The sequence below is a fragment of the Cytobacillus sp. IB215665 genome (assembly GCF_033963835.1).
Taxonomy (GTDB): domain Bacteria; phylum Bacillota; class Bacilli; order Bacillales; family SM2101; genus Nanhaiella.
This window is the reverse complement of record NZ_JAXBME010000015.1, coordinates 47,081-63,862: the sequence shown is the minus strand read 5'-3', so window position 1 is coordinate 63,862 and position 16,782 is coordinate 47,081. Positions and strand designations below refer to the sequence as shown.

Genomic DNA, 16,782 nt, shown 5'->3' with positions numbered 1-16,782 from the left:
TAGATAGACTGCAAAGTTTTCCTTTAGAAACTAACAATCACCTATACCCCTTATTATTGATGTAATATTTTCATTTAAGGTTGGTTAAAAGCAGGTTTTGTATCGTTTTGTGTAGCATGGCACTGAATACAGTTATCTCTATAGATTGGATTGCCTATTTTGTCATCTACATAATGGTCGGCAGGCGGTGTAGGCGCACCTGTTGCTTCATTTCCATGACATGCAGTACAGCTTTCATATCGTAACTCAGGGTTCCATCTGTCAATATGGTCATCTGGTTGCATTGGTGGTGCTCCTTGTAATACCATCGATGCAGCATCTTCTCTGTCCTCAGATGATAATTGTGGTAATGTGACTGTCTCAACGACAGGTTCTTCAGTTACTTCTGGTTCTGTTTGCTGAACCGGATCTGCAGTATCATTTGAACAACCAATAAGACCAAAGACTAATACAGAAATTACAAATAATAACAAAGTTCTTTTTTTCATGTGCTCACCCCCTACGCCTTTTCAATCTTAACTGCACATTTTTTATAGTCGGGTTGTTTAGAAATCGGACAATATGTGTCTAGTGTTGCTAAATTAATTAATGTTTCTTCCGCAAAAAATGGTACGTAGATAAGACCTTTAGGTGGATTTCCACGCCCTTTTGTCGTAGCTTTCACTTTCACTTCACCACGACGTGTAATAACCTTGACCATATCACCTGTTTTAATGCCCAATGCTTCTGCATCCTCAGGGTGAATTTCACAAAATGCCTCAGGTACTGCTCGGTGTAATTCTGGAACACGTCTCGTCATCGAACCGCTATGCCAATGCTCCAACACGCGACCAGTGCATAACCAAAACGGATACTCTTTATCTGGAATCTCAGATGCATCCTCAAATGGACGGAAGAAAATCGTAGGTCTATGATCAGTAGATTTATAAAAATCAATGTCTTTATATCTTCCTGGTTGACCGAATTCCTCAATATTGTATTGGTCAAAACCATCCTCTTGTTTTCCATACGAATAACGCCAATTTGTTTCTAGCCATTCGCCATTCACTTCACGAACAGGCCAGCAAATACCGTGTTGCTTAAAGTACTCTTCATATGGTGCTAACTGTTTTGCTTTAGTCTTTAATTGCTTGCCGAGCTCCTGTACTTCAGGATTTTCATGCGTATGTGGATTAGAGAACATTCGGTACTCTTCCCAAAGTATTTTGTTTACTTCATGCTGGTCCTCAAGTAAATCATTTTTGTCATAATCCCAAATATTGCCGAAGATAACATCAAAGGCATCTTTACCACCTATTTTTTTACCTTCAAGCACACGTTTTGCTACTTGAACAATTGCCCATAAATCCCATTTTGCCTCACCTGGCGGTTCGGTACATTTTTCAAAAACATTACTACGTCTTTCAGCATTACCAAATTGTCCTTCTCTCTCCACCCACATGGATGCTGGAAAAACAACATCTGCCATCTCAGTTGAACGAGTCGGATAAACTTCAGATACGACGATAAATCCATCCTTGACACCTTTTCCGTCAGGGTCATTCCCTCTGAAGCGGTTGAGCTTAGGCATCGTTTGTCCCCAGTTGTTTGACATACTCCACATAAACTTAACATTTCCGTTACCCAATTCTCGGAACATTTTGACCGTATGATATCCTGGTGTTTCAATCGGATCTAAGTATCCTTTTGGAAGATTCCAAATCAATTCACTAAATTGTCTATGTTCCGGTTTTTTCACCTCTAAGTCAGCTGGTAGACGATGTGCAAATACACCAACCTCCCGAGCTGTCCCACACGCACTTGGTTGGCCCGTTAATGAAAATGGGCCGTTACCAGGTTTACTTATTTTACCAGTCATAAGGTGAAGGTTGTATACTAAATTGTTAATCCAAGTCCCTCTTGTATGCTGGTTCATTCCCATCGTCCAAAGTGACATGATTTTTTTATTCGGATCACCGAACTCTTTTGCTAATTCTTCAATCTGTGCAGCTGGAACACCAGATAATTCTGCGGCTTTTTCAAGCGTGTATTCACTCACCATTTGTTTATATTCTTCAAATGTTATATTCCAGTCTTTCCCTGCAACCTTTCCTACCTCTGTAGCTTCATAATTGTCATCAAATGTATGGCCAAGGTTTTCGGTACCTGCTTTGAACTGACAATGTTCTTCAACAAACTTCTTGTCATACGCATCATTGACTATAAGATAGTTGGCGATGGCATTCGCAATAGCTAAATCAGTTTGTGGTCTAAAGACAAGTACTGATTCCGCAGTTTCAGATGTACGAGATGGTCTCGTTGTTAAGTCATAATGTTTGACATTCGTACCACTTAATTTTCTTGCAGTTAGGCGAGAATATAGAACTGGATGCATCTCTGCCATATTTGCTCCCCATGTGACAAATACATCAGCTTCATCTAAATCACGATAAGATCCCATTGGTTCATCTGATTGGAATGTCTTCATAAATCCAGCAACTGCACTTGCCATACAAAGACGTGCATTTGGATCAATATTATTATTTAACAATCCTATTTTCCATAACTTCACTGATGCGTACCCTTCAGTGATCGTCTGTTGACCAGACCCCCAAAAGGCAATAGATTTAGGATCTTTAGCGTGATTCTCTTTTAATTTATTTGCAACTAAATCTAAAGCTTCTTCCCAAGATGCCTCTCGAAAACCTTCCATCGTTCCTTTTTTACTTTTGTCTTCTCTAATTAATGGCTTAGTTAAGCGATCTTTGCCAAAAAGAATCTTTCCTACATAATAGCCTTTAATACAATTTAAGCCACGACTCGAACGGTTTTCAGGATCACCTTTTGTGGCAACAACTTTACCATCTTTTACACCAACGAGTACTCCACAACCAGTCCCACAGAAGCGACATACCGTTGATTTCCATTCATCAGGTTCAACGTTAGCCATTTCCTGTACGACAGGATCATTTTGTGGTTCTACTGGTGTTGTCGCTTCATCCTTTTTACAGCCTGCAACTGCTAATGTTGCGGAAACTGCAGTTGCTTTTAATAAAGATCTGCGTGTTAACTCCATTAAATAACTCCTCCCCCATTACAAATTCTGTTTCTTTTTATAAAAGCTAAAACAATCCTCTTACTTCTCGTGGCTTCACACGAATTGCAACAGGATTGTCAACAACACATCTTTGTTCACAAATCCCACATCCTACACATTTATCGACATCAATGATTGGGGCGAACACTGCATGAATATCGTCACCGGGTTTTAGGTAAATATCTAATTTAATCGCTTCATCAATAAGCGGACATTCGCGATAACATACTTCACAACGCACCCCCTCATAAGCGATACAATGTTCAGGATCAATGATTGCTGTTCCCATTTGAACGTCTTCAACTTGGTTAATTCCTGATAAGGCAGTTGTAGGACAAACCTCAACACAAGGGAAATCTTCACATAATCTACAAGGATTTTCTCTAGCTTCAATAAATGGTGTACCTAAGCCGAAACCATGCGCCTCAGTACCCATCTTAATGCTGTCATACGGACATGCTTGATTACACTTTCCACAACGTACACATAGTGCTAAAAATTCATCTTCTTCAGCTGCTCCAGGAGGACGAAGAACAGTTTTGTTTCCACCTTTCATAAGTGAAAGTAATTCGTAAGCAGCTAGACCACCTATTAATGTTTTTAGCAGATTCATACCTTTCAGAATGATCCCCCCTCCTTGAGCAAAGATCTTAAAAACATTACTATCATAATAAAAGTACCATTTTAAATAATTGAAAAATGTGATAAATCTCACATTAATTAACATCACGACAAGATACTTTTTGACAATTTCAAAATAAAACTTCACATTTATTTCACAAAACTGCCACACCTATTCACATAATTGAAAACGCCTTCATTTATTTCGTTTTTTATGAAATTCATTTACAGACTTTACAAATCATATAAATTCATCAAAAATAAATGTATGGAAAAGCTGCTTCTGTTGTGCACAATGAAAGCAACAACAAATTAGTATATAAAGCAGGCTACTATTTACTAAAACATTATGGATAATAAGGATGATGAAGATGAAAATTCGCAAAGCTATAATCAATAACCAACAAGAAAAAATATACTTATACGAAAATAAAAAAGAAGAATATACTATTATCGCCATTCCAATTATTGAGTGGTCTTTCAAAGTTGATTATGAACAGGACGCTGAAACGCTTAAAAGCATACTTTATTCTTCACTCAAATCCCATACAAATGCAGACACTTCTCAAGACTTGACTAACAAAATATCACAGTGGGTTCGTGAAATGTGACAATAATATTAGTTATACATAAAAAACTGAACATTAAGATGTGATTTTGTAGATATTGTTCGTGATTTATTATACAATAAACATGGTCTATCATATTTTGCATTGACTGTTGCTTCTCTAACAAAGAAAATACAGTATACGAACGAGCGTACAGGCATCTATTCTTCTTGTTATTTTGTTGAAAGCTGCATGATATCCTCAACATACTGTTGAATTTAATTACATTAGCAACAAAGTTTACGAAAAAAGAGCCGTTATTTTTTACAGTTACTGACGACAATTGTGGAATGAACCACGAGGGAGCTGTAAAAGAAATTGCCGTGTCGTCTGGGCAGAGGCATCTGGATCAGCGTATGTGCCAAATTTAGTCTAGGAGTTTTTATTAATAAGAATGTAGGAACCATACATTAAAACAAAATTAGGCTTCTCATTAAACAGGAATACATGAAAATATTAGACTATTAAGCACTATTACGTTTTCTCCAGCCTCTTTGTATATAATATAGGAGGGATAAAGTTGGAAGAAAAATTGATTTTAGATGGAACTAAGGTTGCCAATTCTGTAAAAGACAGCTTAACAATGCGTGTATCTGCATTAAAAGAGCGAGGCGTTATTCCTTGTTTAGCTACAATTTTAGTTGGAGATGATCCTTCTTCTGCCACTTATGTAAAAATGAAAGGGAATGCGTGCGACCGGTTAGGCATTTTCTCAAAACGCATTCATCTACCAAAAGAAACTCAAACTGAAGAACTATTACAAATCATTCAGGAGCTTAATAATGATCCTTCTACACATGGCATCTTATTGCAGCACCCAGTGCCAAGCCAAATAGATGAACGGGCTGCCTTTGAAGCAATTGATATTGAAAAAGATGTAGATGGTGTTACTAGTCTCGGTTTTGGACAAACATCGTTCGGCTTTGGAAAATATCCTTCGTGTACACCTGCAGCTATTTTAGAAATTATCGATTTTTATTCCTTGCCAATTGAAGGTAAACATGCAGTTGTTGTTGGACGAAGCCCTATCTTAGGAAAACCAGTATCAATGATGCTACTCAACAGGAATGCGACTGTAACGACATGTCATTCAAAAACACAAAATTTAGCAGACATTATTAAACAAGCAGATATTGTCGTTGCTGCAGTTGGCAAACCTAATTTTATTAAAGGGGAATGGCTTAAAGAAGGTGCTGTCGTACTTGATGCAGGTTACAACAAAGGAAATGTTGGTGATGCAGATTATGATAGCTGTTTAAAATATGCTAGTGCAATCACTCCAGTTCCAGGAGGAGTTGGACCTGTAACTATATCAATGTTATTAAAACATACCGTTGATTCAGCTGAGGGAACCTTATAAATATAGAAAAGCTCAAAAGCAATTTTTTGCTTTTGAGCTTTCTTCTTCTTTTTTATAGGCTGTTTTCGCATTTATTGTTGCTTTTCGTAATAAGAACCAAACACGTACACTACTAGAGTTCGTGGCATCTTTTCTTCTGTACAACAATGACTGTCCATGTTAAACCACTTTTTTTGGTACTAATTGGATAACAATAGCAACAAAGTTTACGAAAAGAGTCTTTTTATATTTCCATAACAACTCGTCCGTTAATTTTGCCCGCTTCAAGATCAGCAAATATGTCGTTAATATCTTCTAACTTAGCTTTCGTTACTGTTGTTCTCACTTTGCCATCTGCAGCAAATTGTAAAGCCTCTTGTAAATCCTTTCTAGTTCCAACAATCGATCCCACTACACTAACAGCATTTAAAACTGTATCAAATATTGGTATTTCGATCATTTCAGGAGGTAGTCCGACAGCAACACATTTTCCACCGCGTTTTACTGCACGATAAGCTTCATCAAATGCTTTTTTTGAAACTGCTGTACAAATCGATGCTTGAACGCCACCGAACTCCCTTTGGATGTATTCTGCAGAATCTTCATCAAGTGGGTTAACTGTATCATCTGCTCCAAGCTCTTTAGCAAGATCTAATTTTTCACTAAATGTATCTACTGCCACGACTTTGAATCCCATTGCTTTAGCATATTGTACAGCTACATGTCCTAATCCACCTACACCATAGATAGCAACCCAATCACCTGGCTTAGCTTCACTAACTTTTAACGCCTTATATGTTGTCACACCGGCACAAAAAATTGGTGCAGCTTCTACATAGTCTAAATTTTCTGGAACCTTAACTACATAATCAGCAGCTGCTAAACAATATTCTGCATATCCTCCATCGATAGAATACCCTGCATTATGCTGGTTAAGACATAAGGTTTCTCTTCCTGTTAAGCAATATTCACATTGTCCACAAGCTGAATATAACCAAGGTACACCAACTCTATCTCCAACTTTGAGATGTGTAACGCCTTCGCCAACCTCTACAACCTCTCCCACTCCTTCATGACCAGGAATCAATGGTAACTTAGGCTTTACTTTCCAATCACCATGAGCTGCGTGTAAATCAGTATGGCACACACCACAAGCTTTTATTTTCACCAATATTTGTCCGTTAGAAGCCTTCGGTTTTTCAACACATTCTACCGATAACTCCTTCTTAAATTCTTTTACTACTGCTGCTTTCATCGTTTCATGATTATGGTTACAGTTACAATTTCCCATTTCATATCGCCTCCATATCAAAATCCCAATAGTTGAACAACACCATTTGAAAGTTTGTGATATTATTCACAAATGAAGTAAAAAAAAATAACTCCTTACGCTATATCTTACTATATGTTATCCATTGACAAACTTCCTATTTATGACACTTATGTGAACCGTTACATACTTTATACGTAAGGGTCTGACCATACGACTTGAACCCTGAATAGGAATCAAGTATAGATGATCCGACCCATCATGCTATTTATTATACTTAACCTTGTTACATATACTTTCGATGGACATTTTTTCCTTCATACGTAAATAAAATGTTTTTATTTTCGATGACTGTCTCTATATGGACAGCTCTACCCCATAGCTGATAAATAAAAGGAAGCACTTTCTCTAAATATTTTAAATCAAGTTCGATTCCTTCATACCAATGCTTTAAGTAAAGCTCTCCATTTTTTAAATAGTCCCCATCATTAACGGTAATGTACGGAAATCCTCCATTTACTCGCATATTAATAAGTTGGTCACGCACATTCTCCCAGTCTTTATCAACGATTTTATAATCCTTCCCTTGCTTCTGAAATAAATACATATCCTCGCGGAAAACGAGATCCTTCGTTAAATAATTACGTAAGAAAGATATATCTGATTCTATTTCTCTTACTTCAAACATTTTTTCACGCCCTGAATGTGGTTGGGCACCGTGTTCAATCATTTCTTCTGTAGGATTATTGTAACGCTCCTCAATGTCTTCAAATATTTTTAACCCAAGATAATATGGGTTAATGCTCGTTCTTGAAGGCTGAACTACACCAGCGTTTAATTTGGCAAATTCAATTGATTCATCACTCGATAAATCTAACTCCCTTAATATGCGCTGATGCCAAAATGATGCCCAGCCTTCGTTCATGATTTTCGTCTCTAATTGTGGCCAAAAGTATAGCATTTCCTCTCGCATCATCGTTAAAATATCTCGTTGCCAATCTTCTAGCTCTCGACTGTATTCTTCTATAAAAAGCAGAATATCTTTTTCAGGGCTTGGAGGAAATTTTTTCTTCTTTTTGTTATTAAGTGGCTTATTTTTGTCCTTTTCATCCAAAGTCCATAGATCATCATATGGTGTTCGTTGCTTCTGGATATTATCCTCTAGATTATCGTTATCATAATGCCATGCTAGCCTAGGACGCATGAGTGATGGATCGATATGTTCTTGTATAGAAAGAACAGCATCAAGAAATTTTTCTATTTCTTTCCTTCCATGAATTAATTCGTAATATTTAACCCTATCAGCTGTGGCAGCCATACTCTCTACCATATCTCTTTTTGTATTGCTAAAACGGACATTATTTTTGAAAAAGTCGCAATGCGCTAATACGTGGGCAACGATCAATTTATTTTGAATGAGTGAATTTGTATCAAGTAAAAAAGCATAACAAGGATCTGAATTGATAACTAATTCATATATTTTACTTAATCCTAAGTCATAATGAATTTTCATTTTATAAAATTGCTTTCCGAAGCTCCAATGTGAAAAACGAGTTGGCATCCCATATGCTCCAAAAGTATATATAATATCTGCAGGACAAATTTCATACCGCATCGGATAAAAATCTAAGCCGAAACCCTCTGCAATTTCTGTAATTTCATCAATGGCATATTCCAATTCTTTACGTGCACCTTCATTCATTTGCCATTCACTCCCCCTGTCTCTTCTTAACAACAATGTATGAGTGTTATGACGAAATGATGAAAGCTTCACCATTCAAAAATAAAAATTACTTAAATAACGAATCGAAATCGGTTAGATAGAACGCATTCAAAAAATAACGAACCTCATTAAAACTGTAAGGAGGAAATTAACTTTTTCGAAAAGGTAAACTATCGCACCATCTTCTGTGATACCTTTTTTCCACTCTTTTATCATTTTGCCACTACTTATTTAAATTTTGTCAGATAAATGATGGAAATTGAGTTTAACCCTTCTTTTTATATTATCGTCCAACATTTACAGCGAAATTTTTTCATTAAGTAAAACATACTAATGATAACTCCGAATAGGAGGGTGATCTCAATGAACATCGTTGATTACGATAGAGCGTTATACTATACACATCGCTCACAGTGGGATAATTTGTTAATTTTGATGGTACGAACAAAGGATCAATTTTTATCAAAAAAAATTGAACACTTCCTACATGCTTATAATTTTTCAAAAGATTATACTGCTGTTGAGAATAACCTGTACTCCCTTCTTAGATATGTTGATCATGCGATCACATCTAGTCAAGAGGACATTGAAGAATATTGGTGAAAAATTAATTATATTAACAAAAGGGTTGAGCCATATGCTCTACCCTTTGTATTTATTACATATATTCCGATGATTTTTTTAATCGGCTTCGGCTGTCAAAAAGAATAACATACGTGAGGATAACAGTCATAGCTGCAACTAGTAATACTACAGATAGTATTCCAAATGGTATGATTGCTGATGTATCTGAAATTACGCTAGTAAAAACAATAAGAAGGACAATTCTTATACCTAAACCTATTACACGAAACAAACTATCCACACGACCAATTTTGTCATTTGGAATTAACTCCATAAGTAAAGAATTCCTTGCTACTCGAGTACCCGCGTTCCCAAAGGCAGTAAATAGTTTCACTATATAAAACACCCATAAGTATGGAAAAATAGCTAACATAGTAATTGCTATCGAATATATGCATACAGTAGTTACGATAGATCGTTCATTACCTATTTTCTTTGCGAATAACGGTATGAAAATTCCAGCAACAATTGCACCAACTCCATATATCATTCCCGATGTTCCATATGCTGAAGCGTCAGCTTTTAAGACATTTGCAATATATATTGGATTCAAATAATTTGATACCATCACACCGATGAAGGGCATAAATGATGCAAGAAAGAACAAGAACAACATAGGAGATTTCTTCATATAATAATATCCTTCTGCAAGCTTATACAATAGAGAGCCATTACTTTGACCAGACTTTTGAGCTCTTTTGTATGGTATTAAATAAAACATCAGAGCTGCACCACCATAAGTTATCGCATCAAGTATTAAAATTAATGACAAATCCACTCTACTAATAAGTATTGTAGCAACCCCGCCAGCAATTACCGTTGACAACTGTCCTTGAATTTCCATGACTCCATTTAATGATTTATATTGCTCTTTAGTAAAGATTTCTTGATTAAAGGCAAACATTGTAGGATAAAACAATGAATAATAAAGCCCACCCATAGCAAATAATACAATTAACATCCATAGGTCATAATCATTACCACTCACAATTCCATATATCGCAAATAAACTGATTATGATTGAACCAATCACTTCACCGACAATTAAAATCGCTTTTCTTGAGAGCTTATCAATCATATATCCGATATATGGGGCTAGTATAAATTGGGCAATGGTCATACAAATTGTTGCAAAACCTAATATGACTGCTCCACCTTTTTCTGTTACTAATAGCCAAGGAATCGCAATCATTGTCACTCCGGTACCAATAGAAGAAAATATGTTAGCTGATAAGATTTTATATAAACGTTGATCTTGAAAAAGTGTGCTCATTCAGTCCCTCCTTTCGGTTTAATCGTATGGAAAGAACAGATGTTAGTTCTCGGTATAACCCACATCATGATTAATGCTTTTTTAACAATTTATTAAAATGAATTCACTTGCCCATAAGCTTTTACATATAACTGTAGTTCATTCATTAATCCATCAATTAATTGGCTACCTTCATCGGTAAGCCCATCATTTTCTAGATCAAAGTAAATCGGGTCTAATACAAGCTGTTTAGGAATCACATTTGCGTACACCCCGCGCGCAGTCGTTCTCATATTCGTTAGTGCATTCATACCACCTTTTCCGCCTCCAGCAACCGCTAATAAAGCAACTGGTTTATGGCGGAAGTATTCTCCACCTAAAAAGTCTAGCGCATTTTTTAAGGCCCCACTCATGGCACTGTGGTATTCAGGTGAGCTTAACACGATTCCATCTGCATTTTTAATCATGTATTTTAGTTGTTGGACTGCATCTATTGTATCCTGCTCACTCTCACCATTATATAGTGGTAAAGTACCATCGCTTAGATCAATTAACTGTGCTTTATATTCCTTTGAAATAAATCTTGCTGCAACCCCTGTTCTACCCGATTTTCTTGGACTTCCATTAATAACTACAATATTCATAAAATTATTCTCCTTCGTTTGTTATTTTTAGACATTTTTGTGTTGTTGTTTTTGATAAGGCTGTTTTCGCATAGATTGTTGTTTTTTATACTAAAATAGGCACATATATCATGGCATCTTTTCTTCTATAGAATGATGCCATGTGTAGAAACTAAAGCCACAAAGTTATGAAAAGAGCCTGTTGTTATATATAGTATAACTAGCACTTCAAAAGATTAAATCAGTGTTTTTAATGAACATTCTCTACACATATTGATTGACTAAATACAAATCATTCTACGACTATAGTCTTATAAAAGTGTGACTAGATGAAGCTTGTCTATACAATTAGGTGGTATCAAATACCACGCTTCACTGCATACAGCGCTGCCTGTGTCCGGTCGCTTAACTCAAGCTTTGCTAAAATGTTTGAAACATGTGTTTTGACCGTTTTTTCAGTGATGTACAAGCTTGCTGCTATTTCTTTATTACTTTTCCCATTAGCTATTTCAGAGAGAACTTCCTTTTCACGATTTGTTAATTGGTCAATCAAATTCTCTTCTTCTTGACCACCACTTTGAACATGAGACATCACATGAGAAGTCACTTTTGGATGTAATTGACTCTCTCCACGATATACAGCCCTTATTGAATTTACTAGCTCATCAGGTTCAACATCTTTCAATTGATAGCCATTTGCACCTGCGCGTAGAGCTGGAATTACATGATCTTGATCAGAGAAGCTTGTAAGCATTAATATTGCTATTTTCGGATATTTATCTTTAATAGCTTTAGTCGCCTCAATCCCATCCATAATTGGCATAATTAAATCCATAACGACAACGTCTGGTTGATGTTCTTGTGTAAGATTAACCGCTTCTTGACCATTTGTTGCCTCAGCAACAACTTCGATGTCACTTTGTGTTTTAAGAAAAAATAATAACCCTCTCCGTACAACATGGTGATCGTCAGCTATAAGTACTCTAATTGACATTTCCTCTCCCCCTTATTAAATTTTTTCAAAAGATTTTTATTGCCACATTCAGTTATCGAATAATACGCTAGTCTACCGAAATAAGATCCTCAACATAACGAGTCATTAGATAGCTACAAAGGTACGGTCACTTCAACCTTGGTGCCTTTGCCAATCTCACTTTGAATGCCTAAGCTCCCATTTTGCATCTCAATACGTTCCTTCATGCCTGCCAGTCCTAGCGAAGGCATCTCTACACCCGGATTATATTGAAAACCACAACCTTTATCTATAATCATTAGCTTTACCTGTTTTTTCGTTATTTCTAATTCAATTGTAGCGTTTTTTGTGCCGGCGTGTTTCTTTATATTATTTAAAGCTTCTTGGCCGATCCTCCATAAACATTCTTCAACATGATTCGGTAAATCTATAATCCCTTTTACATCAATGCAAACCGTTAACCCTAGTACCTTACCATAATCACATAAAGCGCTGCCAATACCATTTTCTAATCCTTGTGGACGCAATTGCCAAATTAAAGCACGCATTTCCTGCAATGCTTCATGCGATACTTCCTGCATATATGTAAGCATTTCTTGCACTTTCAGATCATCTGTCATTTCCTTTGTTCCTCGAGCAGTTAGTTGTAAAGAAAAAAGAAGTTGATTAACTGAATCATGTAAATCTCGTGCTAGACGGTTCCGTTCATCAATAAGTGCAACTTGCTGCTCTTTTTCAACAAGCTTAATACGTTTAATTGCTGAGCCTATTTGATAAGCAACAGCTTCTAGTAAAGCTAGCTCTTCATCTGTAAAATGAGTTTTATATGGGGAAGCGATATTAAGTAACCCAAATTTTTCCTCTCCTGCTCGTAATGGTACGGTAGCATGATGAGTAATGCCTTCTGTGTCACCCCAGTCATATTCAATCGCATCTTCAATTCGTTTACAATTAATAATATTTGCGGCTCTTTGAAGTCGACCATCGTTATAACGATCTAAGCACCAGCACCCACCTTCACACATTGGCTTTTTCTTCTTCCATACCAAACCAGGTGGAAGATTATAATCTGCAACGAGCTGAAAATTTTCTTTCTCATCTATAAAGAATATCCATCCAGTATCAAGACCCGTTACTTGAAGGAGTTCTTTTAAAACATCAGCCAACATGAGATGCAAATCATTAGCTTGATTTAACGTTTCAGCAATTGTTTTAAGTGTATGTAATTCTTGAATTCGCTGTTCATCTTTCAATGTTCATTCACCTCATCCCCTCATAATGATTAGCTAAATAGTAATCTAATGACAAGTTATTACTAATTATAGCAATGAACAACTGCTGTATCGATAGAAATTAGTCTTAAAAATCCCTACTTCTTTAGTCGTAAAAAAGAAGCTCTATAAATTTGAGCCCCTCATTTACTTTTATGCTAGTTATTTCATAACATATGTGGCTAAAGCCTTTTGAATATCATAAATGTTTTTGTCTTTTTTAAATTGTTTTGAAATTGGTTGGCTTGAACCTGATATCCATATTTTCAATTCTGAATCGATATCGAATGTGCCAGCTGTTTCCACACTAAAATGAGTTACACTTTTGTATGGAATTGAATGAAATTCTATTTTCTTCCCTGTTACTCCTTGCTTATCAATTAAAATGAGTCGCTTATTAGTAAAAACAATAGAGTCTCTTATAAGCTTAAAAGCCTTTTCAACTTTTTCGTCTGTTGTAATAATCGATTTCAATTCTCTTTCTGTAGATTGTATATCAGCTTCTGAAGCATTTCCCATAATACCGTCTAATAGTCCCATACCTCAACCCCTTTAAAACTAATTATTTAGTCTCTATTTTTAAATTAACTAATCTACTTCTTTTCCTAAAGAGCTTTGCCAAACTTCGAACCACTGCTCCCTCGTCAAGTGGATGTTAAGTGCATCTACTGCTTTACGTATTCTTGACATTTTTCCTGAACCGACGATTGGGATAATGTTCGCCGGATGATTTAACAGCCATGCATACATCACTTGATCGATTGAGTCGATATTTAGTTCACCTTTTATCTTATGAAGAGTTTCTCGTAATCGAGCCTCTTTTTCATTTTCAGAAATAAATATTTCTCCTCCTGCTAGTGGAGACCACGCCATCGGTGGGATGTTTTTCTCTTGACATTGCTCAATACAACCATTTACAAATTGAGACAAGTTACTTACAGAAAGCTCAACTTGATTTGTAACAAGTGGAAAATCTAAATACGAGTTTAGTAAATGGAACTGAGATGGGCTAAAATTAGACACACCAAAGTTAAGGACCTTCCCTTCGGCTTTTAATTGGTCAAAAGCTTCAGCAACTTCTGCAGGATTCATAAACGGATCGGGTCTATGTATCAATAGTAAATCAATATAATCTGTATGAAAATTACGTAGAGAATTTTCAACAGAATTAATAATATGCTTCTTGCTCGTATCATAGTATTTAATTTTATGATCAGGTCGATTTTTTGACACGAGTTTTATTCCACACTTTGTTATAATTTGTATATTCCTTCGAAGTGCTGGTTTTAAAGCTAGAGCTTCTCCAAATAATGCTTCACATGCATAATCACCATAAATATCAGCGTGATCAAACGTTGTAATACCAAGCTCCTTACATTCTTCTATTAAGTGTAAAACCTCTTCTTTTTCCATATTCCATTCAGATAACCGCCATAACCCGAGTACAATTCTCGATACTTGTAATGTTTCGCTAAGTTTTATTTTTTCCATTATGTTACACTCCAGTACAGTCATTTTGACAATGCAAATATCCCTACTTACCCAATGTATACTTTCTTTGAAAACTTGCAAGAACATCGTACTCATTAGCAAGTATTTGAGGAATTCTAATAAAAATGGGGAGTAATTCTTCGTATGCTTTACTAGCTTGTAAATTCGCATGATAATGATTTGTCGTTCCGATCATTCCTTTTACAGCATTTAATGAATCAATCTCACCACGCCCATACATACCTAAAACTACTGCTCCAAGACATGAGCTTTCATAACTATCTGGTATTCGAACTTCCATCTGAAAAACATCTGCTAATATTTGTACCCATAGTGATGAACGTGTAAACCCTCCAGTTGCATGAATTCGTGTAGGCTTACCTATTTGTTCTTCTAATGATAGTAACACAGTGTATAAATTCATAGTTATTCCCTCTAATACTGAACGAATCATATGCTCCTTTTTATGATGAAGCCCTAAGCCAATAAAAGAACCACGTGCATTTCCGTTCCAAAGAGGTGCCCTTTCGCCACTTAAATAAGGGTGAAAAATAAGACCTGCGGAACCAGGAGCAGAATTGGCTGCAATTGAGGACAATGTTTCATAAGGGTCTTGCTCACTTAGTTCTTCAGCATCCACTTCCAAATTGGCTAATTCATTTCGTACCCATTGATAAATCATACCACCGTTGTTTACAGCACCCCCGATTACCCAGTGGTTCTCTGTTAAAGCATAACAAAAAAACCGACCTTCTGGGTCTGTAATTGGTCGATCTATAACGGTTCTAATCGCACCACTCGTGCCGATTGTTAATGCAACAACACCAGGATCAATAGCGTCTACACCAAGATTAGATAAAACGCCATCACTAGCACCTATTACGAACGGTGTATCTTGCTGTAAACACATCGTTTGGGCATAGTCTTTCTTCATACCAGTAAACGACTCGGTTGTCGAAACAATTTCAGACAATTGAGAACGGGAAATATGTAATAACGATAACACTTCATGATCCCAATCCATATTTTTTAAATTAAATAACCCCGTCGCAGAAGCGATAGAATAATCAACTGCGTAAATACCGAACAAGCGAAAAAAAACATATTCTTTTATAGAAATAAACTTGTATGCTTGCTGAAACAAATGTGTATGTTCCTCTTGCAACCATTTCATTTTTACTAATGGTGACATAGGATGAATAGGCGTTCCAGTTCTACTATAAATGTCGTGACCTTTATGATCACTTTTTATCGTATGTGCCCATGCTTCACTTCGATTATCTGCCCATGTAATAGAACGTGTAAGCGGGTTTCCGTACTCATCTACAATGAGTAAACTATGCATAGCCGAACTAAATGACACAAACCTAATTTGAGCTGAATCTACTTTTGCTTCATTGACACATGTACGAATCGTTTGTAGTACTGCATGAAATATTTCATCAGGGTCTTGTTCAGCAGCATCTGGTGTTTCAGTGTATAGTGGATACTCATAACTACTACGATAAATCACTTGCATGTGTTCATTAAATATCACTGCTTTTGTACTTGTTGTACCAATATCTACCCCAATAGTATAAGGCTTCATTTATATACCCCCAACTAATTGTGTACTACACATCTGTTATGTAGTCCATATGATCATCATTGGTTCTAAAACTATATATACGTGATTACCGCTTACAAGATCAGTTTCTTACAAAACATATTGCGGTCTAATAAACGGTCAGTGTTGTTCTTCGTACTAATATATAAATACATATACAACTAGATTTCAGGGTATCTTCTTCAGCATAGAGCCTTAAGAAAGTTAAAGTCATATAACACTAATATCTAGCTTTCAAGTTTAGTTGAAATAGCTACATCTTCTCCTATATGGTAAAAAGCTTGGATTTATAAAATATCCTCCAA

The 16,782-nt window shown here is 36.1% G+C and carries 15 protein-coding genes and 1 riboswitch; of the genes, 3 read left to right on the top strand and 12 right to left on the bottom strand.

The features are described from left to right. Positions 1-74: 74 nt before the first annotated feature. From SLH52_RS16815 to SLH52_RS16805, 3 genes are read right to left on the bottom strand one after another with little or no spacing between them, the layout of a single operon-like run. Entirely contained in the window at positions 75-488 is a 414-nt protein-coding gene (locus tag SLH52_RS16815) for a nitrate reductase cytochrome c-type subunit (protein WP_320210428.1), read from the bottom strand. Between the two features lie 11 nt (positions 489-499). Further along, on the bottom strand, positions 500-3,055 hold the full coding sequence (gene napA, locus SLH52_RS16810; protein WP_320210427.1) for a nitrate reductase catalytic subunit NapA: 2,556 nt from the start codon (positions 3,053-3,055) through the stop codon (positions 500-502). 46 nt (positions 3,056-3,101) lie between these two features. Then, positions 3,102-3,689: a 4Fe-4S dicluster domain-containing protein gene (locus SLH52_RS16805; RefSeq protein WP_214483582.1), complete on the bottom strand. Its 588-nt coding sequence runs from the start codon at positions 3,687-3,689 to the stop codon at positions 3,102-3,104. A gap of 379 nt (positions 3,690-4,068) precedes the next feature. Here SLH52_RS16805 and SLH52_RS16800 point away from each other — a divergent pair, with 379 nt between their 5' ends. After that, the gene (locus SLH52_RS16800) at positions 4,069-4,308 is read left to right on the top strand and encodes a YueH family protein (protein ID WP_214483583.1); all 240 of its coding nucleotides are present in this window, start codon (positions 4,069-4,071) and stop codon (positions 4,306-4,308) included. A gap of 256 nt (positions 4,309-4,564) precedes the next feature. Beyond that, a riboswitch (ZMP/ZTP riboswitch) is annotated at positions 4,565-4,648 on the top strand. Between the two features lie 177 nt (positions 4,649-4,825). Further along, positions 4,826-5,665 (top strand): bifunctional 5,10-methylenetetrahydrofolate dehydrogenase/5,10-methenyltetrahydrofolate cyclohydrolase, encoded by an 840-nt coding sequence (locus SLH52_RS16795; protein WP_320210426.1) that lies wholly within the window; start codon positions 4,826-4,828, stop codon positions 5,663-5,665. Between the two features lie 223 nt (positions 5,666-5,888). Here SLH52_RS16795 and adhP read toward each other — a convergent pair whose 3' ends face one another. Continuing rightward, positions 5,889-6,899 carry an alcohol dehydrogenase AdhP gene (gene adhP, locus SLH52_RS16790; protein WP_320210482.1) on the bottom strand — a complete coding sequence of 337 codons (1,011 nt, stop codon included), beginning with the start codon at positions 6,897-6,899 and terminating at the stop codon, positions 5,889-5,891. A gap of 301 nt (positions 6,900-7,200) precedes the next feature. Next, on the bottom strand, positions 7,201-8,616 hold the full coding sequence (locus SLH52_RS16785; protein ID WP_320210425.1) for a SpoVR family protein: 1,416 nt from the start codon (positions 8,614-8,616) through the stop codon (positions 7,201-7,203). Positions 8,617-9,000: 384 nt separating this feature from the next. Here SLH52_RS16785 and SLH52_RS16780 point away from each other — a divergent pair, with 384 nt between their 5' ends. Continuing rightward, positions 9,001-9,240 (top strand): YhdB family protein, encoded by a 240-nt coding sequence (locus SLH52_RS16780; RefSeq protein WP_320210424.1) that lies wholly within the window; start codon positions 9,001-9,003, stop codon positions 9,238-9,240. A 55-nt stretch (positions 9,241-9,295) separates the two neighbouring features. Here SLH52_RS16780 and SLH52_RS16775 read toward each other — a convergent pair whose 3' ends face one another. The 7 genes from SLH52_RS16775 to gntK form a co-directional block, all read right to left on the bottom strand. Beyond that, positions 9,296-10,534 (bottom strand): MFS transporter, encoded by a 1,239-nt coding sequence (locus SLH52_RS16775; protein WP_320210423.1) that lies wholly within the window; start codon positions 10,532-10,534, stop codon positions 9,296-9,298. Between the two features lie 92 nt (positions 10,535-10,626). Next, positions 10,627-11,157 (bottom strand): NAD(P)H-dependent oxidoreductase, encoded by a 531-nt coding sequence (locus tag SLH52_RS16770; protein ID WP_320210422.1) that lies wholly within the window; start codon positions 11,155-11,157, stop codon positions 10,627-10,629. 337 nt (positions 11,158-11,494) lie between these two features. After that, entirely contained in the window at positions 11,495-12,130 is a 636-nt protein-coding gene (locus SLH52_RS16765) for a response regulator transcription factor (protein WP_320210421.1), read from the bottom strand. A gap of 113 nt (positions 12,131-12,243) precedes the next feature. After that, positions 12,244-13,362 carry a GAF domain-containing sensor histidine kinase gene (locus SLH52_RS16760; RefSeq protein WP_320210420.1) on the bottom strand — a complete coding sequence of 373 codons (1,119 nt, stop codon included), beginning with the start codon at positions 13,360-13,362 and terminating at the stop codon, positions 12,244-12,246. Between the two features lie 180 nt (positions 13,363-13,542). After that, positions 13,543-13,920 (bottom strand): PH domain-containing protein, encoded by a 378-nt coding sequence (locus tag SLH52_RS16755; RefSeq protein ID WP_320210419.1) that lies wholly within the window; start codon positions 13,918-13,920, stop codon positions 13,543-13,545. Between the two features lie 48 nt (positions 13,921-13,968). Then, entirely contained in the window at positions 13,969-14,871 is a 903-nt protein-coding gene (locus SLH52_RS16750; protein ID WP_320210418.1) for an aldo/keto reductase, read from the bottom strand. 43 nt (positions 14,872-14,914) lie between these two features. Continuing rightward, positions 14,915-16,459 carry a gluconokinase gene (gntK, locus tag SLH52_RS16745; RefSeq protein WP_320210417.1) on the bottom strand — a complete coding sequence of 515 codons (1,545 nt, stop codon included), beginning with the start codon at positions 16,457-16,459 and terminating at the stop codon, positions 14,915-14,917. Positions 16,460-16,782 lie beyond the last annotated feature (323 nt).